The organism is Brevibacillus laterosporus DSM 25 (assembly GCF_002706795.1).
Classification (GTDB): Bacteria; Bacillota; Bacilli; order Brevibacillales; family Brevibacillaceae; genus Brevibacillus_B; species Brevibacillus_B laterosporus.
Window position 1 is genome coordinate 303,641 of the sequence record NZ_CP017705.1, and the last position, 23,623, is coordinate 327,263.

Sequence of the window (23,623 nt, forward strand, 5' to 3'; positions counted from 1 at the left end):
AATTGACAAACATCACACATGAAAAAGAATATGAGGAGGAAACCATGAAAAAGATATCTGCTTTACTGTTGTCGTTCCTACTGCTGTTTTCCATGATGCCCCTGCTTGCACAAGCTAAAAACACAATTTTTTGGGACGTTCCGCGAGATCATTGGGCTTATGAAGCAATTACAGATATGGCCAACAAGGGAATTATTGATGGTTATAGCGACGGTTCATTCCGTCCAAACTCAAAAGTTACCCGTGCCGAGTTTGCTAAAATTATGATTGCAGCCTCTGGAGTCCAATTGGGGGATAAATGGGGTATTTCTCAGACCTTTAAAGATGTACCACGCAGTCATTGGGCATTTACGTATGTCGAGTATGCAAAGCCTTACCTGACTGGCTACAAATCAGGTTCGACCTACAGCTACAAGCCTGATCAAAATGCGGTACGTGAAGACATTGCCGTTGCTTTGGTACGCCTGCTAGGTTATGACCAATCAAAATCAGCAAAAATAACATTATTAAATCAATTCAGAGATAAAGAAAAGATTTCTTACAATCTTCGTACCTTTATCGCAATCGCCTTAGATAATGATCTTATTAAAGGCTTCAACGATGGTACTTTCCGTCCACAAGATGCCATCACTCGTGCTGAAGCTGCATCTTTATTGTACCGTGCTAAATTAGATGAACAAAAAGTGGTTTTCCCAACTGATCCTACTTCTCCTGTCCCACAACCAAAGCCTGATCAAAAAACAAGAGAAGTGACTGATGATTTTTCAGATAATCAATTGAAAAAATGGAACAGTCCACGAGGAACTGGATCGTGGGTGGTTTATGATAAACGTGTAACAGCTTATAGCAATGACAGCGATCTAAAACATTATCTTCTGCCTCTACAAGAAAAGGTAAACAAAGATGATACAGAATGGGAAATAGAAGTAGATATTAATCCAGTAAAAACAGATGGTGAAGCTGGTATATTTTTTAATGGTGAAGACGGAGAAGCAGATATCGTTTATTTGACAAAAGACTCCCTGCAAGTTCGTCACCTTACTGATCCAGAAAAGAAAGAGACAAAAGCAATTGCAAGCATTGCCACCAAGCTAAAAACAAACAACAACCTGAAAATAAAAGCAAAAAATGATACATTATCCGTTTATTTAAACGGCACAAATATCTATACGCTGCAAAAGGTGAAGTGGGATCATTCCGAAATAGGATTGTACATGAGCAAAGATGCTTTTAAACAAATTCCATCAAAGACTACTTGGTTTGACAATTTCACATTTACAGCTACGAAAAAATAAAAAAGAAGCTGGTCTCCTTGAACAACATTTCATTTTAAGATAAAGGTACAATTGTTGAAACTGTGGTACCTTTGGCGAAATGTTCTTGGAAACCAGCTTTTGTTTTATAGATTTTTTTTTAAGATCACCATATCTAAAGCACGAATTCCATTTTCCCAAATTGGATAGGGATACTGTAAAAAGAAATCAGCTTTGATTCCAGTAATTCGAAACCCTACCTTTTGATAAAACGCTAGGTTATCCAAGCTAGAATTAGCTGTTCCTACAACCATCACCTTATAGTTTGCTTCTTTAGCTTTTTCTTCTAAACACGAAATAAATTGTTTACCGTAGCCTTTTCCTTGTTCGCCTCTACATACTGCTATATTTTTAATTTCGACCATTTCCTCTGTACATGGAAGCAAAATTGCTATACCAAGCAAACGCTCCTCCGTATAGGCAGCGTACATATCACCACGATGCTTATAACGTGCAATCATTTCTTCTGATTCATCAGCCTCTAACAACAATCGATCATATTCACCTTTATCTCGTTCTTCCATGGGTACAAGGACTACAGTTACCTTCTCTGACAAATCGCTCTTCCTCTCTTACATGGACTTCTTTGACTTCTCCTCATATATTAAACAAATCAAACCGAAAAATCCATCTTTTCTGAATACTCCTTTTACCTAGCAGAGATTTTCATGACATGTGTATAATGGAGAAAGACACCTCTCTTACAGGAGGGTATTTGGGAAGGGGTTTTACTGTGTATTCTGAACTACTGCACTCTCCATTTACCTGGATTGATTCCGGCATCTATCGACAATCTCCGGTAGAACCGATTGCGTTGGATGAAGCATTAGCTACTGCTATGAAAGAGCCTAATGCAAAACCGATTATCCATTTATGGATTTATGATAAAGCTTTTTGGTTGGGTCGCCGTGACGCCAAGCTACCACACTTAGAACAAGCATTGAAATCATACAGTCATAAAGGGTATTCGGCTCTACTCCGTTCCTCTGGTGGCGCATGTGTTCCACTAGATAGCGGTGTTTTAAATATGGCTATTTTATTCCCCCAGTGTAATTTGACAATTGATGATTTTTATAAGCTAGCTGCCGAAATTCTATCAGTCGGGCTTGCTGACTACGGAAAGATTGAACTGGGAGAAGTCGTAGATTCCTATTGTGTAGGTGATTATGATTTTGCGCTTGCTGGTAAAAAAATTGGTGGGATGGCACAACGCCGAACGCGCTATGGTTCCATTTTGCAACTCTGTATCAATATTGAAGGAAGTGGATTAGAACGTGGAGCGCTGATGGAAGACTTCTATCATCAAGCTGGATTATATGAAATGGAAGTAGCCCAACGTCCCGTTCCAGCCGTCCGAAAAGAGACTATTGGCAGTATCTCCGAACATATTGGACGTGCCATCTCTGTAGATGAAGTAAAAGAGCAGCTTTATCTTGCCATTACAAAAAAATGGACAGCACCTAAAGGAACCTTGCCTTTGACAGAAACAGATAAAGAAGTGGCAATCCAGCATCTAACGGGTCGTCTTGGTCTTTTCTCTTTTACAGCAGCAGAGATTCAACGAGCTGATTGGCAGTTATTAAAATAGACACATAAACGAAGACATGTGTTGCATATCTATAAAAGAGACATCTTCTCACTCAAAAAACCTGAGGATTCATTGTCTCAGGTTTTTTCTTTATCACCTATCCTTTGGTAAAGTAACTGTTATGATTGTCCCGTTACCTAATTCACTCTTTACCTACAGACTACCATTGGAAATTTGTATAATTTTTTTGACGATGGCAAGTCCTAACCCACTTCCCGTATTGATCCGATTACATCCCTTATCCCCTTTATAAAAGTGGTGCTTCACATGTACCGTTCACCATTTGATTTATCTCAAGCTATGGAAAGTAATATAGCAACTAAATATGAATGATAGATGAACAAACCTCGACAAAAACAGGACAATAGCTATTCATCTGTATCTGAAATCATAGGGAGCTACTGATAAGTTATTTTTCATCTTATTTCAAATAGAGAAAAAAATGCATTTTTGCTTAATTTTTTATACAATAAAAGAAGAATGTCCATTAACAATGAAAGGTAAGGAGGATCTTGCATTGATTAATCCTCAAGCTAAGCATATTTTCAATTACCCAATTATGGATTTAATATTGCCCGCCTCAAAAGTAGCTCATGTTCAATTGGGCAATTCTTTGGAACACGCTTTACTGGTATTGGTGAAAAGTAGATATTCAGCCATTCCTGTATTGGATTCTTCCTATAAAGTGATGGGACAAATTAGTAAAACAATGATACTGGAATCAATTCTAGGTTTAGAGCGTGTGGAGTATGAAACATTGCACGAACATCATGTAGAAAAGGTAATGGAACGCAACATCCCACGTTTGCATCCTACTGACACTTTTCAACGTGCTCTAGAGTTGTCCATTAATCACCCATTTGTATGTGTTGAGGATGAGCAAGGTGTCTTTGAGGGGATTTTGACCCGTAAAGCAGTTCTTGCCCTCGTATACCACCATTTCCGTAACGCCGAATAAGACAGTCTCAGTTTACACACACCATGTTATTGTTAGAAATGAATAAAAGGCCCGCATCCAACATGGAGCAGGCCTTTTATTACGCATAGGTGTCTCACATCTCATCTAATTATTTTTTCTTCCTGTATAGAGTAGCTCCAAATTCTAGTGGGGTTTCATAAGTTTGATAAAACATTGCCTTTTCACCTGCTTTAAAAAATGAGTACCTTTGATCTCTAACATTCGCCTCAATGAAATAAGGTAATCCAAACTGGTCAATCCCCATGTCTAACCCCAAATCAACAAGTGAGGATTCGTTGAGTTCTAGCTGCTCTACAATAGCAAAGCAGGCAGTCTGCAAACGCCTCACAACGATGGGAATACTTTGAGTAGCAAAAAGAGAGCCTAGAACGGTTTCCAGTTGTTCTGCACTGCCACCTTGTGCTAAGTTGCTTAATTTATTATCGAGATTTGCTAGCTTTGCTACCATACCCGATATTTTCCATTCGTGTAGTTGATCTTTTTGAATAGAGACACGCACATCGAAAGTACGATCCTGATACTTACAAAGCGGGATACCTTGTTGAATAATGTAGGTTTTATTTTTTACCCATTTTTCCACAAATTGTACTAGTTCTTCTAGATGTTGAAAACTTTCGCTTGTTTGTGATGAGTAAAAAAAATATCCATCTGGCTTTTGTTCTATGCGAGCTACACCTGCACCTACAGATCCAATGACTGGTTTGACGTATATAATGTCATACTTATTTAGCATGTCAGTAAAGGCTCGGTTACGAAATAATTTGGTTTCTGGAAGATAATGACGTAAATTGTCCTGTGTCCAAAGCCTCTTGTGCACTATCCATTTATTGCGTGTTACAATTCCATTGTACACCCGGCTTACTTTTTCTAATTTTTTAATTCGTTTAATCGTATCTTTCTTACCAGAAAGCACTCGATTGTGAATGACTTTTGGGATTATAAAAGTGGATGGTACCAGCTTCTTATCTCTCCACACATAGCCTTTAATTTTATTCGTGGCAAAGTTAATTTGACTTGAATGAAAAAAAACAGTTTCTAGTCCAAGCCTAGCGCCAATCTCTACATAAAAGGCAAGTCGCTCATAAGTGTGTCGTCGCCGTTTGTTCAAAGAAATAACTTTCTTATTGAGCATTATTCCAATTTTCTCCACATTAATCCCTTCCTACATCATTTCTTTAGTACATTTTTCCTCTTTATCACTCTATGTAGGCTATAGGCAAATGGGGTGCCTATTTTTCATCTGCTTCCTCTCTAATAAAAAACCGAGTAAAGGATTCTACGAACATGTCCATTACTCGGATAAGGTTGTTATTTGTTTTGTTCTTAGCGTTTTTCAATTGCAATGATAAAAGGGGCTTGGTTTTGTTGATTCATATATTGGTATCTGAGCACAAGGTACTCTGACTGCGGTAATTTTTCACAATAGGCTACTACTGCATCTTTCTCAATAGTACCTGCTTCGTGACCCCAATAAATAATGATAGTCATTATTCCGCCTGTTCGTAGCTTATCCAAGCCGGCTTCAATTGCACGAATGGTGGTATTAGCCTGTGTGGTAATATCCTTATTTCCGCCCGGTAAATATCCTAAGTTAAACATAACGGCTCCAAGATCAACCGGAATCTCTTTAATTTGTTCGTGACTGGTTAATAACAAATTTACCCGCTCTACTACCTGTTCACGTTCTAAGCGTGCTCTAGTCTTCTCAATCGCTTCTGCTTGAACATCATAAGCGTACACTTTTCCTCTTTCCCCAACTAATTGAGCAAGAAATAATGTATCATTTCCATTGCCCATAGTAGCATCCACTACAGTCTCTCCCTCTACTACTCGCTCTCTAATATATTGACGTACAACTTCTAAAACATTTGGAAACACGTTGATTCTCTCCTTTTTATATCTCTATCTGTAATCCTATCTGTGCTACGTAGCATAATTCCCCATATGAGCTGGCCTGTTCGTAAACATCCTCTTCCTTTGTGTTATGGAATAGATGCGTTATCAATAATGATTTTGCTTTTATATCATTTGCAATCTGAGCCGCTTGGCGCACAGATAAATGACCACTCGGCTTGTTTGGCTCAAAACCGTCAAGATACGTGCCTTCACATATAAATAAATCGGGTTCCATAACCTTCTCCCAGTGCATCTGCATTCCTGTGTCAGCACCATACAGAACTTTTTTCCCATTATGCGTAAACATCATAGCATAACATAAAATGGGGTGATCTGTTCTGATAAAACGAACAGCTATGTCTCCTAGAATCACTTCTGTCTGCTCGGTTATGGGCTTATAAATTGTTGCTTCTTTATATACCATTTGACTGCTATATTCGGCTGGCTCTGTCGGGGCATAAATTGGTACAGGTTGATTAGTGCGTATTCCCTCCACTCTTTGATGCACATTCAAACCATACTGCAAAACCCCAACATCAGCAATATGATCTTGATGATAATGTGATAAGAAAACCGCATCTAACTGATGAATTGGTATGTATTTCGTTACTTGGCTGATTACCCCACTCCCACAGTCAATTAATATATTCATTGATTCTGTTTGTAGTAAATAACCAGGGGTAGCTCCTCCAGGTCCTGGATATGGTGATTGAAAGCCTAACACAGTGATACGCATGTTTTCACTCTCCATTTCATAGGATGTAGTATGGTGGACAGGAGGTACTCGATGCAAAAGTCATGGAAAGCTATTTTGCAGATCGCCTTTACTTATATCGGAACGGTTGTAGGTGCTGGATTTGCTTCAGGTCGAGAGATTCTTGAATTTTTTGTACGTTTTGGACCGTACGGTTTACTTGGAATTGGCATCGCTAGTCTATTATTTGTCTGGTCTGCTATACAGGTCATGCTGGTAGCACAGCGCATACAGGCCAAATCCTATCAGGAAGTTAGCTTCTACCTATTTGGCAAAACGATCGGCACTTTTTTTAATACAATATTACTTCTGGTCTTAATCGGGACAACTTCAGTTATGCTTGCCTTTACTGGTTCCCTTTTTAAAGAATCGTTCCATTTACCAGCTCAGATAGGAATTTGGGCAAGTATGATACTTATTTTCCTGGTAACGGCTAGAGGTATGGGAGCTATCCACACGGTAAATAGTATTTTTGTTCCGATCCTTATTGGATTTACACTGCTTGTCTTCTTTTACACGAAGCCATGGGATAGTACTGCCACCGTAACCGGCTTGCCTCTTGATGAACTAGAGAGTGACGGATGGCTCCAATCCCCCATCTATTATGTATCGCTTAATGTTGCATTAGCACAAGCAGTCCTAATCCCTATAGGGCGAGAGTGCTCTTCTAGGCGTACTTTAGTTTACGGAGGCTTAGTTGGTGGATTAGGTATTGGCTTCCTTCTCTTTCTCGCGTATGCATCACTACTCGACAATATGCCCCACGTTCAATTTGTAGATACTCCTACGATTTTCATTTTGTCTGGGCTAGGCAAAACGATTACCTTCCTGTTTGCGTTATTGGTCTATGCAGAGGTTTTCTCCTCGCTTGTTGCCAATCTGTTTGGCTTAGTTGAACAGGTAAAAAGCTATATTAATCTGCACTTTTCACTAATCCTATTGATCATACTGCTAATCTGCTATGGGGTTAGTTTTGTAGGGTTTAGTTCTTTGCTTACTATATTGTACCCGCTTTTTGGACAGATTGTCGTGTTCTTTTTAGTGATGCTATTTTATCGCCAACTGATGGATCGATCCAGACGATGGAACTGATATTTGCAGGTGCAAAAGCTGATTCTGTGTTTTTTCTAGAATCAGCTTGTTTTCGTTATCTGCTTATTTGCCAACAAAAAAATCATCCCCTCATAAACACTAGTTTAGCAAAAGAAATCCTTGCTTTCAGTGTAGATGAAGGGATGTATTGTTATGAGGTAAGAATAGTTATTCTAGCATTTGACTTACGCAAATTCCGCTTGTAATTGATTAAAGAGTTCTTCACCAAGATGCAAATCTTTTTTCACAAGAGCTTCTTGATCAAATCCTTTTACCAAATCCTCGTAGCGCTGTTGCTCTGTATTTTGGTACACAATGCCCGTTAGCAAGCCTTTGTTCGCCATCGAGTGGGACATTGCCATAATCTTATTGTGTTTGTCATAGCCTTCAATACTATCAACTGGTACGATATTTTGTTTGAACCAGTCATATGTGTTCACTTTATTAAAGGTTACACAGGGGCTAAATACGTTAATTAACGAGAAGCCTTTATGTTGTATCCCCTTTTCAATAACATCCGTCAGCCCTTTTAAATCACTAGATACGGACTGTGCGACAAAAGTAGCTCCCGCTGACAAGGCTAATTCGATAGGAGAAATAGCTTGTTCAATCGCACCAGCAGGGGTAGATTTAGTTACAAAACCTGCCGCAGAGCGAGGCGAAGTTTGACCTTTAGTAAGTCCATAGATCTGGTTATCCATAACAATATACGTAATATCCATATTACGTCGAATCGCATGAACAGTATGCCCCATCCCAATGGCGAAACCATCTCCGTCTCCACCAGATGCAATGACAGTTAATTCACGGTTTGCCATTTTTAGACCTTGGGCGATTGGTAAAGCTCGACCATGTACACCGTGGAAACCATAGCAATTGATATAACCAGAAATACGTCCTGAACAACCAATACCAGACACGACGGCTAAGTTTTCTGGTTCCAATCCCACGTTTGCTGCTGCCCGTTGAATTGCAGCTTGTACGGAGAAGTCACCACACCCTGGACACCAGTTTGGCTTGGTACTATTGCGAAACTCTTTGAACGTCGCCATCTTTTATCAGCCCCTTGACTTGTGTATAAATTTCGTTCGGTAAGAACGGATTTCCATCGTATTTTAACACGTTCTCCAGTCTATCAGCACAGCCTACATTCAATTTAACTAGATTGGCGATTTGACCAGTCGCGTTATTTTCAACCACAATAATCTTTTTAGCTTGATCTACGTAAGGTTTGATGGCTTCTACAGGGAATGGGTGAAGCAATCTGATTTGAGCATGATTTACCTTTAGTCCATCTGCTTCTAAACGTGTACGCGCTTCTTCTACTGTACCCCCGACAGAGTTAATAGAAACCAATAGTACATCAGACTCTACACCCTCACCATTAATGCGAACCGGAGTTGGGAATTTAGCAGGAAGTACATCTAATTTGCGTAAGCGTTTATCCATTTGGGCTTTACGGTTCGTTGGACTTTCTGATGGTTTACCTGTTTGGTCATGCTCTACCCCTGTTACGTGGTGAAGACCAAATTTTTGACCTGGAATGACGCGTGGAGATACGCCATCCTCTGTTACCTGATAACGCTGGAACATCGTACCAGCCTCTGTTTCTGGGAGCTCCTGACCCGCAAGTAGCTTTCCTCGACGAATCTCAACACGATTATAATCAAGCGGTTCGACGGTTTGTTTACCAAGTGATAATGCCAAATCGGTAATCAGAATAACCGGTACTTGATATTCTTCCGCAATATTAAAAGCTTCTACTGCATCATAGAAGCATTCTTCAACCGATGTAGGTGCCATTACTACCTTAGGAATTTCACCATGTGTACCATTGATCATGGCATTAACATCTGATTGTTCTTGTTTTGTAGGTAGACCTGTAGAAGGACCGCCACGTTGTGTATCTACAATCACGACAGGCATCTCGGTCATTCCTGCTAAACCGATCGCTTCCATCATGAGAGACAGACCAGGACCAGCTGATGCGGTCAATGCACGCACACCACCGTAGCTAGCTCCAATTGCCATTGTAATAGCTGCAATTTCATCCTCTGTTTGTATAACTGTACCGCCAAATTTCGGTAATTTTTTAATAAGATATTCCATGATCTCAGACGCTGGTGTGATTGGGTATGCAGGCATAAAGCGGACTCCGGCCGTCAAACACCCTAGAGCTATCGCATCATTACCGATCATGAAAAGACGTTTGTTTCCATCTGCCGGCTCTAGTTGGAATTCTGGAAGTTGTCCACCTGTTAATTCATTTACAAATTGTGCTCCACGAGTAATCGCTTGCATGTTTAATTCGACTACTTTTTCACCTTTACGCAAGAACATGTCCTCTACAATGTTTCGGTATCCTTCAACTGGAATACCAAGGATTGCACTGGTTGCCCCAATGGACACCATGTTCTTCATTAAGGAAGTACCCAATTCATCAGCAATTTCAGTTAGTGGAACAGCTAATAGGCGAACAGACTGTAATCCTTCTGGCAACACTGGGTTGAATTTAGCATCTGCTATGATGACTCCGCCTTCACGTAACTCTGGAGCATTAACATCAATCGTTTCCTGGTCAAACGCTACCAGCATATCTAGGACATCCGAAATGGCCTGAACAGGCTTCGTGCTTACACGAATTTTGTTATTGGTATGTCCTCCTTTAATACGCGAGGAGAAATGACGGTAACCATACAGATAATAACCCATGCGGTTCATGGCAATAGAGAAGATTTCACCCGTACTTTCAATACCTTCCCCTTGTTGTCCTCCAACTTTCCAAGAAAGTTGACTAATCATGAAATTCCACCCCTTCAGCGACTGTGAGAAAATCTACAATCATCATTCAATCCGAACTGCACACAGCTGTCATTCAGCATTTGTCTATGTAATATAGTAGACAAATTGTGAAGAATTTGTGTATAAGCAAGACCAATTTTAGACCTAGCTTATTCAAATTGCAAGTACTTTTCCTAAAGATGGTTGCATTGTGTAAATAAATGTACTCGGTATATTAATGATCTTCTGAAGTAATTGTAACATGTTCCCATAAAGTCGCAACTATTTTTACTAAAAATTTAGAAGGTTTTGTCCTTCCATTGAAGCTGATTCATTAGCTATTCTTTATATCTTCGTCGATTTTAGCGCTGAAAGCAAGTCATGTTTATTTTTTTGTTTTCTGACTGCTTGGACATCTTTTTTACGATGTAATTTTGAGGATAATTATATGTAAATACTATAAGAAAGCCAAGCCAATCGACTGATAGGCTTGGCATCTAACTCTCTTTGTTAGCAGGCTTGTTTCTTACCCTGCAAATAAAAAACCTGTTTATTCCCAAGAGGACAAACAGGTGAATAGGTAGGTTAGTTCTCTATCATCTGGGTTCCACAATCAATTTTATGGCTGTACGCTCTTCTCCATCAATTATAATGTCTGTAAAGGCTGGGATACAAATCAAATCAACACCACTAGGCGCTACGAATCCACGTGCGATAGCTACTGCCTTCACAGCTTGATTGAGCGCCCCCGCTCCAATAGCTTGAATCTCAGCGGCCCCGCGCTCACGGAGTACGCCTGCAAGAGCACCAGCAACAGAGTTGGGGTTAGACTTTGCTGAAACTTTTAATACGTCCATCCTTTGTACCTCCCGTCAGATAGAATAACTCTTATCTCTAGAATGATATTCGCATAACCCCTAAAAATTCCTGCCTTTTACGATTAATATTCGCAAAATTCGAATCTACCTTGTATTATTCCATAAAAGGACAAGTGGCGTCAATTCGAATTCGATCTATCTTTGTAGTTTTTCCTGTTGACTTATCAAGGGTAAAGAGAACACCATTTAGTTGTGTCGGTCCTTCTGCTACTTCAAATCTAACAGGTAATTGTGTTAAAAACTTCATAATAACTGCGCTACGCTCCATACCCAGAATCCCATCTGTTGGACCGCACATCCCTGCATCAGTAATATAGCCTGTACCATTAGGTAAGATTCGTTCATCTCCTGTTTGTACATGGGTATGTGTTCCAACCATTGCGCTAATTTTGCCATCGAGATACCAGCCTAGTGCCTGTTTTTCTGATGTAGCCTCAGCATGCACATCTACAAAAATATATTTGGTACGCTTTCTTGCTTCTTCTACTAGTTGCTCTGCCGTTTCAAACGGACACATCAATGGTGGTAAAAAGGTTCTCCCTTGTACATTAATGATAGCTACCTCTCCCAGATGTGTTTGAACATAGGTAAGACCTCTACCTGGAGTTCCCTCAGGAAAATTTGCCGGTCGAACGATACGTGAGTCCTCATCTATAAAATCAAAAATTTCTCGATTATCCCACGTGTGATTCCCCATCGTGATCGCCTGAACACCCACCTGAAAAAACTCATTAGCAATTTTTCGCGTAATTCCACGTCCATGTGCTGCATTTTCACCGTTTACTACAATCAGATCAGGAGTATATTTACGTTTCAGACGTGGTACATATTCTTTCACAATTTCTCTTCCTGGAGAACCTACAATATCCCCAATAAATAATAATTTCATTCTAATCACCTCTACTATTCGTTCTTTAAAGAAAATGGGCGATGACCAAGTCTCTATTGCCAGCAGAAGCTTGATTGTACATATAGAGATGAGAATTTAGATAAATTCCTATCTTGTCAAAAAAATAAAGTGGCATCTCGCCACTTTATTTTTACTTCGCGTATTCAACAGCGCGGGTTTCCCGAATCACTGTTACGCGTATATGTCCTGGATAATCCAGCTCATTTTCAATACGTTTCGTAATTTCCCGAGCTAACCTCATTGCCTCAGCATCATCAATTTTTTCTGGCTGTACCATCACTCGCACTTCTCGGCCTGCCTGGATTGCATATGATTTTTCTACGCCATCGAAGGATTCGGAGATTTCCTCCAGTTTCTCCAAGCGTTTAATATATGTTTCCAAGGTTTCACGGCGAGCGCCTGGACGTGCAGCAGAAAGGGCATCAGCTGCAGCTACTAACATTGCAATAACAGAGGTAGGTTCTGTATCACCATGGTGAGAAGCAATACTGTTGATAACAACAGGGTGCTCATTGTACTTCTTCGCTAGTTCCACGCCAATCTCTACATGAGAACCCTCTACTTCATGATCAATTGCTTTACCGATATCATGTAACAAACCTGATCTTTTTGCCAGTTTAACGTCTTCTTTCAATTCCGCAGCCATAAGACCAGCAAGATGAGCTACTTCCATTGAATGTTTCAAGACATTTTGTCCATAACTTGTACGGTAACGCAAGCGTCCTAAAATCTTTATTAAATCAGGATGTAATCCGTGTACATCTGTCTCAAATGTTGCTTGTTCCCCGTACTCACGAATACGTTCATCTACTTCACGTCGTGATTTCTCTACCATTTCCTCAATACGAGCCGGGTGAATACGTCCGTCTGCCACCAGCTTATCGAGGGCGGTTTTAGCAATTTCACGTCGAATCGGGTCAAAGCCTGAAAGAATAACTGCCTCAGGAGTATCATCAATAATAAGATCAATACCAGTTAATGTCTCTAGTGCTCGAATGTTACGACCTTCACGACCGATAATTCGACCTTTCATTTCATCATTGGGAAGAGTAACAACTGAAACGGTCGTCTCTGCCACATGATCTGCCGCGCAGCGTTGGATAGCTGTTGTGATAATCTCACGAGCTTTTTTGTCAGCGTCCTCTTTAGCATGCGTTTCAATATCCTTGATCATAATTGCCATGTCATGGCGTACTTCGTTTTCTACGTTTGTTAAAATAATCGTTTTTGCTTCATCTTGAGTTAGTCCTGAAATGCGTTCGAGTTCAGCAACTTGATCTTTATATAATTGCTCAACCTTGGCTTGCAACTCAGTAATTGATTTTTCACGGTCGCTCTGCTCTACTTCTTTACGTTCCAATTGGTCCAGCTTTCGGTCAAGAGACTCCTCTTTTTGAAGGATACGTCTCTCTTGACGCTGAATTTCGTTCCGACGCTCTTTGATTTCATGATCAGCATCTGTACGCAGCTTAAACACTTCGTCTTTGGCTTCTAAGACTTTTTCCTTTTTCACTGCCTCCGCATCGCGTTTTGCTTCTTCGACGATTTGCTTCGCCGCCTCTTCTGCGCTTGAAATTTTGGCTTCTGCAATGGATTTACGTAAGAAGTATCCGACCCCAAAACCAATTGCTAGTGCTACCAACAATAGCAAAACTAACAATAGTGGGTTAGATAGATCCATACGTGTTCTCTTACACCTCCTTTGTCTATGACTTTTACATTTCTCATACAAATCATTTTTTTCTTGGTGATTCCTATCATCTTCATATCTTGGTACACCAAATGAAAACCAAGTAAGAGCGAGGAAGGAAACATTTGGCATCCATAGCCTAAAAAACAAGACCGATGCGACTCGGTCGACTGCAATCATGATAGACATAGGTCTCATGGATGTTCAGTTATGGATTGCTAATCGCAAAAAGTTATCAAACACCAAGTAATACAAACCTATTTTATTATTTGCGAACAAGCCTTGTCAAGGAGTAGACCTTGTGGGGAGTAGGATTGCTTCGAATAGGGAAGGATTATACAGTATACGCCCTCACTGCTCATCTTCTTCCTCAGTCCAGTTTTTTGTTCTCCATTCATTTCTTACCTGTTGAACAATAGAATGCGAAAAACCTTTCCGTAACAAAAATTGTAAGAGCTTATGCTCTGTTTTTTGATCGATTGGGGCTGTTTTCCTTGCCAATTTTCCTCGTAATAAAGAACGAGCTGCATCTAGCTCCTGTTCATATTCTATTCTTCCCAATACTTTTTCTATCAAACTTGGGGCAATTCCCTTCTGCTTCAATTCCATCTTTAGCATATAAGCTCCCCGAGGTTTCAAACGTAGTCTCTCTTCTACCCATTTTTTAGCAAACAACTCATCATTTACATACCCTTCTCGCGTACACTTCTCTACTATTCGTTCCGCTAGTTCTAGTGAAAACTCCTTACCCATTAGATATCTTTCCACTTCTCTGGAACTCCGTGGACGATAGCTAAGATAATTGATAGCAGCCAAATAGGCTCTGTTCTCTTGATCCGCTCGTAATACCTCTGCGAAAAAATTACTATCTACCTCTGTCCCTTTCATCAAGTGATACTTAATGAAGACTTCCTCGTGCACTTCAAATGCAAATTCATTGTCCAGATCAATCAAATATACCTGTTTTCGTTTAGAATCCCTATGAACGGCCGTGATTACCCCTGAGGTTTTCATATTTCCTCCTACTCTTATCGAAACTGCCTTCTCTTTACATAAAAAGCCTGTCGCACAGAATACGACAGGCTTACATCTCTTCTACTCTAAATCAAAAGTTGGTTCTTCCTCCTGCTCTGGATCGAGAACCGCTTCTCCCTCTGGGATGGAATTAGGATTCAGGCTGTAATATTCTCGAATTTTTTGGTCAATCTGAGCCGCAATAGCTGGGTTCTCTTTCAAGAACTGTTTTGCATTTTCACGACCTTGACCTAATCGTTCATCATTAAATGCATACCAAGCACCGCTTTTTGCAACAATGTCCAGCTCAGCTCCAATATCCAGAATACTTCCTTCTCTAGAAATACCTTCTCCATACATAATATCTACTTCGGCTACTTTAAACGGAGGAGCCACTTTATTTTTTACAACTTTAATTTTAGTCTTCGTACCTACTACATCATTGCCTTGTTTAATACCCTCTGCTTTACGTACATCTAGACGTACACTAGCATAGAACTTCAAAGCTCGTCCACCAGGAGTAGTTTCTGGGTTACCAAACATAACACCCACTTTTTCACGCAACTGGTTAATGAAGATCGTAATCGTTTTGGATTTGTTGATAGCTCCAGAAAGCTTACGTAAAGCTTGAGACATCAAACGAGCTTGTAGACCAACGTGAGAGTCTCCCATTTCTCCTTCAATCTCAGCTTTTGGAACCAAAGCCGCTACGGAGTCTACTACGATAATATCTACAGCGCCAGAGCGTACGAGAGCTTCCGCAATTTCTAATGCTTGTTCTCCTGTATCTGGTTGGGATAAAAGTAATTCTTCTATGTTAACACCCAATTTAGCAGCATAAACAGGGTCTAAGGCATGCTCTGCATCAATAAAGGCTGCTTGTCCACCTTGCTTCTGTACCTCTGCAATGGCATGAAGCGCAACCGTCGTTTTACCAGAGGATTCTGGTCCATAAATCTCAATAATACGACCACGTGGGAAACCGCCGACACCAAGTGCGATATCAAGAGCTAAGGCTCCTGTTGAAACAGTAGAAACCTGTGAATGTGCCATTTCCCCCATCTTCATGATGGAGCCTTTCCCGAACTGTTTTTCTATTTGTCTTAAAGCACTCTCTAGCGCAGCGCGACGATCTGACAATAGTGACACTCCCTTTCTCGTTCCACTAACTTTTTCTTATGTATGTATCATACATCGAGATAGAGGGGTTTGCCAAGTATTTTTTGCGAACAAATATTCGTATGTAAATTATATAGAAAAAAGAAGGCATTTTCACTCAACCTCCGGGTGAAAAAACCTTCTATACGGCCAAATTATGATTTTCGTGTTCGCGGTTTAGCAGGCTCCAGATTAATACGTTTACCGTTGATGCGCGTCTGTCTTAACGCTTCATAAACAAACGGAGCAACATCTTCTGGAACTTCTACAAAGGTGAAGTTTTCAAAAATATCAATCCGTCCGACTGATTTTCCCGGAATGCCCACCGATTCGGAAATCTCCCGTACAAGATCTTGAGGCTTCATGTTAACATTTCGTCCTACATTTAGGAAGAAACGCACCATTCCTCTAGCTGCACCCGTCTCACCAAAGTTGTACCCTTCTTCCTCATCATTTCCACTTGGATCAGTATGAAATGCAAGATGTAGGGCTGCCGCGGCAACTTTAGCCGGTTCATGCTTCTGCATTAACTCTTCAACAATTTCTTGATACATACTGTTCGTAGAATCACTTACAATCAACGAACCTAGTTGTTCACGTAATTGGGTACGTTTACGCTCAGCAATCTCTTCCAAGGTAGGCACAGTGCGAGTAACCAGAGATGCTTTAGTCTGTTTTTGAATTACCATCAGTTGACGCATCTCTCGTGGAGTAACTAGTGTCATGGCAATTCCCTTACGTCCAGCCCGTCCTGTACGACCAATTCGATGCACGTAGCTTTCCGGATCTTGTGGAATATCATAATTAATAACATGTGATACGTTACCTACATCAATACCACGAGCTGCTACATCTGTAGCAATCAAGAACTCAATAGTACCTTCCCGGAAAGCCTTCATCACTTTATCGCGCTGTGCTTGCGATAAGTCACCATGTAATCCATCTGCCAAATAACCTCGTGCTTGCAAGGCTTCGCTTAATTCGTCTACTCCACGCTTTGTCCTACAGAAAATGATACCAAGCTCTACATCCTGACTATCGAGAATCCGGCATAAGCTCTCCCGTTTATTACGTTCAAAAACTTTATAATACACTTGTTCAATAGAAGGTGCTGTGACTTCTTCACGACTGACAGCCACAATCTCGGGATTTTTCATGTAGCGATGAGCTAATCGCTTGATTTCAGGAGGCATCGTTGCTGAGAAAAGCAAGGTTTGACGTTCAGCTTTCATGTGACTAAGAATGGTCTCGATATCTTCAATAAAACCCATATCCAGCATTTCATCTGCTTCATCGAGAACAAGCATTTTTACATTTTCAAGATGGAGCGTTTTACGACGCAAATGGTCCAAAACACGCCCAGGAGTACCGATCACCACATGCACGCCTTGTCGAAGCGCACGAATCTGATGACTAATCGATTGACCACCATAGATGGGAAGGGTGCGAATTTTTTTGTATTTACATATTCTCACCAATTCTCCTGCCACCTGTATGGCAAGTTCACGAGTTGGAGTCAACACAATCGCCTGTATCCGATTGTTAGTAGGGTTTAAGGCCTCGGCTAGTGGAATCCCAAACGCAGCAGTTTTCCCTGTTCCTGTTTGAGCCTGTCCGATCAGGTCGCCACCCTCTAATATCTTGGGGATGCAAGCCGCTTGAATTGGTGATGGTTCTTCAAAGCCCATATCATGAATAGCTTGCAACACATTTTTATGTAAAGCTAAATCTGAAAAAATCGTCATGATAGTCACCTTTCTTTTAGTCATTACAGTGCAGCTGCTGGAGGGTGTGATATAGAGCATACTTGGCAACACGTCCAATTATAGCTCTGCGCTGTCCCGCAACCTGCACCTTTTTTACCAAAGTAGGCTGCTTCTCACTGGCGATTCCGATATAGACCAGTCCTACAGGTTTTCCCTCGGAAGATTCAGGTCCTGCTACACCGGTAACAGAAACGCCATAGGTTGTGCCCATCTTTTGGCGAATATTCTCAGCTAAAAGCCGAGCCGTTGTTTCACTGACAGCTCCTTCTGTCTCTAGGACGTCAAGAGGCACATCCAGCCATTGATGTTTCATTTCGTTAGAATAACAAACAATACCCCCTCGATATACTTGCGACGCGCCAGGAACCGAGGTAAGCAGTTGTGAAACAGTGCCCCCTGTACAGCTTTCAGCAAAAGAGATCGTCTGCTGTTTTAATAGCAGTTGCTCATAGAGTACCTGATGCAACGGAGATTCCCCTACTGCATATATAAACTCACCTACGCGATTGCGAATCTCTTCTTCGACAGGAAGTAACAAACTCTCGGCTTCCTCCACAGAAGTAGCGCGAGCCGTTATGCGCAACGTCACCTCAAACTCCTTGGCATATGGGGCAATTGTCGGGTTGGATTGCCCTGCAATTAAGTCAATCAGCTTTGCTTCTAACAAAGATTCTCCGATACCAAAAAAGCGAAAGACACGAGAATGAAAGATTTGATGCTCATTCCCTAAAGAAGCCAAAAATGGCATCAAATAATTTTCCACCATCGGATACATTTCGCTTGGGGGACCAGGCAACAAGACATACGTTACGCCCTCTTGGGTAATCCCCATTCCTGGTGCCATTCCGTGATCATTGTCAAAGACCGTCGATCCCTCAATTACAAGGGCTTGCTTACGATTGTTGTCTGTCATGTCAATACCGCGTCGCTCAAAAAAATCACGAATATTCGCCATTGCTTTTCCATCCGTGACCAGCTTGTGACCAAGATGGTCGGCCACTACGTCTTTGGTCAAATCATCCTGCGTAGGGCCCAACCCTCCGGTAAAAATGATGAGATCGGAACGCGATTTCGCACGTTCTATCACTTGTAGCATTCGTTCATAATTATCGCCAACTGTTATGTGATAATAAACATTAATTCCTACTTCAGCTAACTTTTGCGATAAGTATTGTGCGTTTGTATTAGCAATTTGTCCAAGTAATAACTCAGTTCCAACCGCGATAATTTCCGCTTTCATCACTCTTCATCCCAATCTTTTACGAATATTGAATGACATTGCGATTCTTAGAAAAATAGTCATACCCTGACCAAAGGGTAATTAAAACCATTGCCCAAATCGCGATTTTGTCAAAAGGTATACCAATAAACTCAAACGGGAAATTATTCATCATTAATACAGCAATCGCTACGATTTGCACCCAGGTCTTAATTTTTCCCCAAGCGCTTGCAGCAATGACCTTTCCTTCTGCCGCTGCAATCATTCGAAGTCCTGTCACTGCAAATTCACGACTAATAATCACTATAACGACCCACGCCTCGATTCGTTGCATCTCAACAAGAGAAATAAGCGAAGCCGATACCAACAATTTGTCCGCTAATGGATCTAAAAATTTGCCCAGATTCGTAACAATCTTCCGCTTACGGGCAATGTACCCATCTAGACCATCTGTGCTGGCTGCCAAGATGAATACCAAAGCCGCTATCAGCTCATTGTACGTCATAGTTAGAGTCCCGATGGTAAACGTGCCAAATTTGTATTCTACTAGTAGAAAAAACATGACGACAGGAACCAGAAAAATTCTGGCAAGCGTGATGCGGTTGGCAAGATTCAACTAAATAACCTCCCCAGCTAGATCATAATCGTATGAGTGGGTAATTCTCACCTTTACAATCTTACCTAGTTCTCCTTGATAATTTGAAATAAAGACTTCCCCATCGATTTCTGGAGCATCGTATTGGGTACGGCCTACGTAAATGTTGTTTCTGCCTTCGTATCTCTCTACTAGGACATCCAATACCTTACCCACGTATTGACCATTCTTCTCGTTAGCAATCTCACGTTGAATTTCCATCAATATGTTAGCGCGTTTTTCTTTGACATCTTCATCAATCTGATCAGGCAGGCGTGTCGCAGGAGTATCATCTTCATTTGAATACGTAAACACACCTAGACGATCAAACTTAATGTCTTTCACAAAATCACACAGCTTCAAGAAGTCCTCCTCTGTTTCACCTGGGAAACCAACAATTAAAGAGGTCCTCAAAGCTACATCCGGTACTTCAGCGCGGATTTTGGCAACAAGCTTACGAATATCAGTTTGACGTCCCGGACGGCGCATTCGTTTCAGAATACCGTCCTCTGAGTGTTGCAAAGGCATATCAATATACTTACAAACTTTCGGGTTTTTAGCAAACGTTTCAATTAGCTCATCTGTAAAGAACCCTGGATATGCATAGTGTAGTCGAACCCACTCAATACCGTCTATTTCAGACAGTCTGTTCAAAAGCTCAGGCAACATTAGCTTGCCATATAAATCCATACCGTAGTTGGTTGAGTCCTGGGCAATCAACGAAATTTCTACAATGCCTTTCGTTGCCAGATATGTCGCTTCCTCTACGATAGATTCTATTGAACGACTGCGAAATTTACCGCGCATGAGTGGGATACTACAGAATGTGCAATTGTTATCGCAGCCTTCTGCAATTTTGGTATATGTCGTATAAGTTCCCTCTTTTACCTTCCGTTTAACAACTTGCTCGTAGTTAAACACCGGATTTCCGATCAGGCTTGTACGCTTACCAATTAGTGTATCTTCAATCACGTTAATAATGGACATGAAATCGCCGGTTCCAACAATACCATCCACTTCAGGGATCTCATGTAATAAATCTTCTTTATAGCGTTGGGTTAAACAGCCAGCTACTACCAACGACTTTAATTTTCCGCTCTCTTTTAACTCGGCCATGTCTAAAATCTTGTTCACGGATTCTTCTTTTGCAGCATCGATGAATCCACAGGTATTCACGATAACGACTGTTGCGTCATCTGGATTATCAACTAGCTCATAACCCTTCTCATCAATCAGATGTGCCATCATATCTGAATCAACCAAGTTCTTCTCACAACCCAAGGTCACTATGGCAACCTTTTCACGGGGTGTTGTCTTTTCGGTCATTTTTCTTCCTCCAATTGCATATTCCAGCCCAAATTCACCTAACCAGTATAATATAAGCAAAGGCGAGTAGTCAAAAAGAGTAGCACTTAAAATCAACTGTTTTCAGGCATTCAAAGCCTTTATTCTATACGAGCCACTTTAATTGTATATACAATTAACGAAAGATAGAAACCTGACTCCCAGATAAAAAACTCCCGCCTCACTTTTACTAGTGAAACGGGAGTTGAAAACCTTTTAAAAAGCTATTGTACCGGCACTTCTTCCTTTTGCAAAGTGAAATTAAACTTAGCCGTTTGTGCTTTAATATCACTCATCGTAATTGGAACCTGATTAACTATTATTTCAACTGCAGGTGAGAAACCTACATGTAGAAAAGCAGTATCTTGTGCCTCTATGGTTTTTTCTTCACCTTTTTTAAGGGTAGACTCAAATAGTTTTTTACCTTGATCTTTATCTCGGACCTGTACCCAACAAGCACCATGGGTTGCTTTAATCGTCACTGAGATTTTATCCGTATTACCAACCTTATAATTGTAATACTTTCCTTGTTGGGATTCAAAAGTAAGTGTACCAGCAGCCCCATCAGTCTCAGGCATATTCACATCAGGCATAGTAACATCTGGTGGTGTTGTAGTTGCTGGCGGAGTAGCTGTTTCAGGAGTAGTTGGAACCTGTCCCTGACCCGGTGTTTGATTCGGAGTAGGAACTCCTCCTCCACCTTGTGTGGTATCAATGATACCTTCAGCAGGCTTTTGAACAATAGGTGGTGTGCTATCCCGATTCACTAGTGCCATGTAAGCAACACCAAGAACTAAGATGATAAATAGAGTTAACAAAGTAGGAGCTACCCAGCTACCGGTTTGAAAAGGTGATCGCCTTTGAACCACATGACGTCGTTGTAGTCGTTCCACCTGTTCTTGTGGAGGTTGGGATGGCAAGTCGGCCTGGTAATGCTCTACGATCTGATTAGGATCCAATCCTACCGCTTCCGCATAGCTTTTGATAAAAGCTCTTGCATAAAAGTGGCCGGGCAACATGTGAAAATCTCCCCGCTCAATCGCTTCTAAATATCTGGTTTGGATTTTTGTCATTTTTTGTATATCATTGAGCGAGATTCCTTTTTCTTCTCTTGCTCTCTTCAATACTTGGCCGAGCTCAGACACAATGTAGCCTCCTTACGTCATCTCGAAGTCATTAAAACTTCTCGTGTTGATTAATTCATATGTAATCTCTTCATCAGGATGATGTCTCAACTCAATAATGTAATGGAAGTCAGACAGCTTGTACTCTGTCTCTCTTGCAAAAATATCAGGGTGTTCAATGACTTTAGTAGCTGGGAAAGCCATAATCTCACGCAACAAGCTGTGGTGACGTTCCGTAGAGCGCATGGTTGAGACGATCCCATCAATCAAATATACATGATTGGCTGTCATTTCATCAACGGTCAAGGAACTACGAACTGTTTGTCTCAATAAAGTTGATGAAATAAACGTCCAACGCTTATTGGAGGATACACTGGCTGCGATCATAGACTCTGTTTTACCTACGCGAGGCATTCCGCGAATTCCAATTAATTGATGGCCCTCTTTTTTAAATAGCTCGCCCAGAAAATCAACCAGAATCCCCAATTCGTCACGGATAAAGCGAAATGTTTTTTTATCTTCCGCATCACGTTCAATATAACGTCCATGACGAACAGCTAGACGGTCAAGCATGGTAGGCGGACGCAACTTGTTAATTTCAATATTGCTTACTTTTAACAACAAGCTACGTAAGGCTTCAATCTTATCATTGTCATCCGTGGATAATAACATTCCTCGCGTGTTGGTTTGTACACCATTAATTGTACGAATGTTGATGTTAAGCATCCCCAGAATAGAAGCTAAGTCTCCTAGCAGACCAGGACGATCCTTAATTAAGCGATATTCTAGATACCACTCAAAAAATTCTTTCTCCTCCGTGAGCATCATGTATCCCCTTTTTCTGTAAGAACAATCCTATTGTTCTTCCCCCGTGATAGATGGCTTTTCAACAATAGTATACCATTTGCATGTAGAAGGACAAAGGAAAAATGCAGAAAACATGCCAATCAACCTAATAAAAATTCTTTTATTACATTTTATCAATAAGTCTCTTCTTTTGTTTATCAATAATCATTTCTATGCTATGTTCTACTTTTTATGCCATTATAAGAAAATGTGCTTCTTACAATCTGTCTGTGACCTTACATTTCCCTCTTATAAAAAAACAGCCCTTACGTTTTTAACGTAAGAGCTACTTTTCTGTCAAGAGAAATAAATATCTATTCTGCTTTACCATCGCTTACAATTTTAACCATAACACTAGCGATCGCACGACGCTGCTCGTCATCTCCAGCATCCCATAGTTGTTTAAGTAAACGCTCTTGTTCGTTTTTCGGATCTACCTGTTCAGCAAGGTATCCACCGATTTGATATGCTACATTGTGGATGGTATCGGAGTTCATACCAGCTTGTGTAGCTTGTTGGACGCGTTCAGATAAAAACCCTTTCCAATCACTAAAGTTATCAAGTACTGACATCCAAATCCCTCCTTAGCACTCTTCGGACGATTTCTCATGTCCGCTCAGAATTAGAATGTGTTTCA

Annotated in this window: 22 protein-coding genes; 4 read left to right on the plus strand and 18 right to left on the minus strand. The window is 40.8% G+C overall.

Going from position 1 to position 23,623, the window contains the following annotated elements; genetic code table 11:
* Window positions 1–44: 44 nt before the first annotated feature.
* Complete coding sequence (locus BrL25_RS01410) at window positions 45–1,295, plus strand: S-layer homology domain-containing protein (protein ID WP_018670923.1); 1,251 nt, start codon at window positions 45–47, stop codon at window positions 1,293–1,295.
* Between the two features lie 104 nt (window positions 1,296–1,399).
* On the opposite strand, the gene BrL25_RS01415 is transcribed toward BrL25_RS01410, so the two are convergent.
* On the minus strand, window positions 1,400–1,870 hold the full coding sequence (locus BrL25_RS01415) for a GNAT family N-acetyltransferase (RefSeq protein ID WP_018670922.1): 471 nt from the start codon (window positions 1,868–1,870) through the stop codon (window positions 1,400–1,402).
* A 158-nt stretch (window positions 1,871–2,028) separates the two neighbouring features.
* Between BrL25_RS01415 and BrL25_RS01420 the strand changes: the two genes are divergently transcribed.
* A complete protein-coding gene (locus tag BrL25_RS01420) occupies window positions 2,029–2,901 on the plus strand; it encodes a lipoate--protein ligase family protein (protein WP_018670921.1) in 873 nt (290 codons plus the stop codon).
* Window positions 2,902–3,418: 517 nt separating this feature from the next.
* Window positions 3,419–3,859, plus strand: a complete 441-nt coding sequence (cbpB, locus tag BrL25_RS01425) for a cyclic-di-AMP-binding protein CbpB (RefSeq protein WP_018670920.1) — start codon at window positions 3,419–3,421, stop codon at window positions 3,857–3,859.
* Window positions 3,860–3,968: 109 nt separating this feature from the next.
* On the opposite strand, the gene BrL25_RS01430 is transcribed toward cbpB, so the two are convergent.
* The 3 genes from BrL25_RS01430 to BrL25_RS01440 form a co-directional block, all read right to left on the minus strand.
* Complete coding sequence (locus BrL25_RS01430) at window positions 3,969–5,030, minus strand: YheC/YheD family endospore coat-associated protein (protein ID WP_018670919.1); 1,062 nt, start codon at window positions 5,028–5,030, stop codon at window positions 3,969–3,971.
* Between the two features lie 173 nt (window positions 5,031–5,203).
* Window positions 5,204–5,758, minus strand: coding sequence for a tRNA 5-(aminomethyl)-2-thiouridylate-methyltransferase MnmM (mnmM, locus tag BrL25_RS01435; protein ID WP_018670918.1), 555 nt, complete (start codon window positions 5,756–5,758; stop codon window positions 5,204–5,206).
* Between the two features lie 16 nt (window positions 5,759–5,774).
* Window positions 5,775–6,512 (minus strand): MBL fold metallo-hydrolase, encoded by a 738-nt coding sequence (locus tag BrL25_RS01440; RefSeq protein ID WP_018670917.1) that lies wholly within the window; start codon window positions 6,510–6,512, stop codon window positions 5,775–5,777.
* A 51-nt stretch (window positions 6,513–6,563) separates the two neighbouring features.
* Here BrL25_RS01440 and BrL25_RS01445 point away from each other — a divergent pair, with 51 nt between their 5' ends.
* Complete coding sequence (locus tag BrL25_RS01445; protein ID WP_018670916.1) at window positions 6,564–7,622, plus strand: YkvI family membrane protein; 1,059 nt, start codon at window positions 6,564–6,566, stop codon at window positions 7,620–7,622.
* Between the two features lie 185 nt (window positions 7,623–7,807).
* On the opposite strand, the gene BrL25_RS01455 is transcribed toward BrL25_RS01445, so the two are convergent.
* The 14 genes from BrL25_RS01455 to BrL25_RS01520 all read right to left on the minus strand — a co-directional run bounded on the left by BrL25_RS01455 (window position 7,808) and on the right by BrL25_RS01520 (window position 23,558).
* Window positions 7,808–8,674: a 2-oxoacid:ferredoxin oxidoreductase subunit beta gene (locus BrL25_RS01455; protein ID WP_018670914.1), complete on the minus strand. Its 867-nt coding sequence runs from the start codon at window positions 8,672–8,674 to the stop codon at window positions 7,808–7,810.
* Window positions 8,646–10,424 carry a 2-oxoacid:acceptor oxidoreductase subunit alpha gene (locus BrL25_RS01460; protein ID WP_018670913.1) on the minus strand — a complete coding sequence of 593 codons (1,779 nt, stop codon included), beginning with the start codon at window positions 10,422–10,424 and terminating at the stop codon, window positions 8,646–8,648. The genes BrL25_RS01455 and BrL25_RS01460 overlap by 29 nt, the downstream gene beginning before the upstream one ends.
* A gap of 575 nt (window positions 10,425–10,999) precedes the next feature.
* Complete coding sequence (gene spoVS / locus BrL25_RS01465; protein WP_003337012.1) at window positions 11,000–11,260, minus strand: stage V sporulation protein SpoVS; 261 nt, start codon at window positions 11,258–11,260, stop codon at window positions 11,000–11,002.
* A 115-nt stretch (window positions 11,261–11,375) separates the two neighbouring features.
* Window positions 11,376–12,170: a TIGR00282 family metallophosphoesterase gene (locus BrL25_RS01470; protein ID WP_018670912.1), complete on the minus strand. Its 795-nt coding sequence runs from the start codon at window positions 12,168–12,170 to the stop codon at window positions 11,376–11,378.
* Window positions 12,171–12,321: 151 nt separating this feature from the next.
* Window positions 12,322–13,872, minus strand: coding sequence for a ribonuclease Y (gene rny / locus BrL25_RS01475; RefSeq protein ID WP_018670911.1), 1,551 nt, complete (start codon window positions 13,870–13,872; stop codon window positions 12,322–12,324).
* Between the two features lie 360 nt (window positions 13,873–14,232).
* Window positions 14,233–14,895, minus strand: a complete 663-nt coding sequence (locus BrL25_RS01480) for a RecX family transcriptional regulator (RefSeq protein ID WP_018670910.1) — start codon at window positions 14,893–14,895, stop codon at window positions 14,233–14,235.
* Between the two features lie 81 nt (window positions 14,896–14,976).
* Window positions 14,977–16,035, minus strand: coding sequence for a recombinase RecA (recA, locus tag BrL25_RS01485; protein WP_018670909.1), 1,059 nt, complete (start codon window positions 16,033–16,035; stop codon window positions 14,977–14,979).
* Window positions 16,036–16,208: 173 nt separating this feature from the next.
* Window positions 16,209–17,798 carry a DEAD/DEAH box helicase gene (locus BrL25_RS01490; protein ID WP_018670908.1) on the minus strand — a complete coding sequence of 530 codons (1,590 nt, stop codon included), beginning with the start codon at window positions 17,796–17,798 and terminating at the stop codon, window positions 16,209–16,211.
* Between the two features lie 16 nt (window positions 17,799–17,814).
* A complete protein-coding gene (locus BrL25_RS01495) occupies window positions 17,815–19,059 on the minus strand; it encodes a competence/damage-inducible protein A (protein ID WP_018670907.1) in 1,245 nt (414 codons plus the stop codon).
* A 19-nt stretch (window positions 19,060–19,078) separates the two neighbouring features.
* On the minus strand, window positions 19,079–19,654 hold the full coding sequence (pgsA, locus tag BrL25_RS01500; RefSeq protein WP_018670906.1) for a CDP-diacylglycerol--glycerol-3-phosphate 3-phosphatidyltransferase: 576 nt from the start codon (window positions 19,652–19,654) through the stop codon (window positions 19,079–19,081).
* Entirely contained in the window at window positions 19,655–20,998 is a 1,344-nt protein-coding gene (rimO, locus tag BrL25_RS01505) for a 30S ribosomal protein S12 methylthiotransferase RimO (protein ID WP_018670905.1), read from the minus strand.
* Window positions 20,999–21,240: 242 nt separating this feature from the next.
* Window positions 21,241–22,161: a helix-turn-helix domain-containing protein gene (locus BrL25_RS01510; protein ID WP_018670904.1), complete on the minus strand. Its 921-nt coding sequence runs from the start codon at window positions 22,159–22,161 to the stop codon at window positions 21,241–21,243.
* Window positions 22,162–22,173: 12 nt separating this feature from the next.
* Window positions 22,174–22,965, minus strand: a complete 792-nt coding sequence (locus BrL25_RS01515) for a DUF3388 domain-containing protein (protein WP_018670903.1) — start codon at window positions 22,963–22,965, stop codon at window positions 22,174–22,176.
* 335 nt (window positions 22,966–23,300) lie between these two features.
* Window positions 23,301–23,558, minus strand: a complete 258-nt coding sequence (locus BrL25_RS01520) for a DUF3243 domain-containing protein (protein WP_018670902.1) — start codon at window positions 23,556–23,558, stop codon at window positions 23,301–23,303.
* Between the last annotated feature and the right edge of the window lie 65 nt (window positions 23,559–23,623).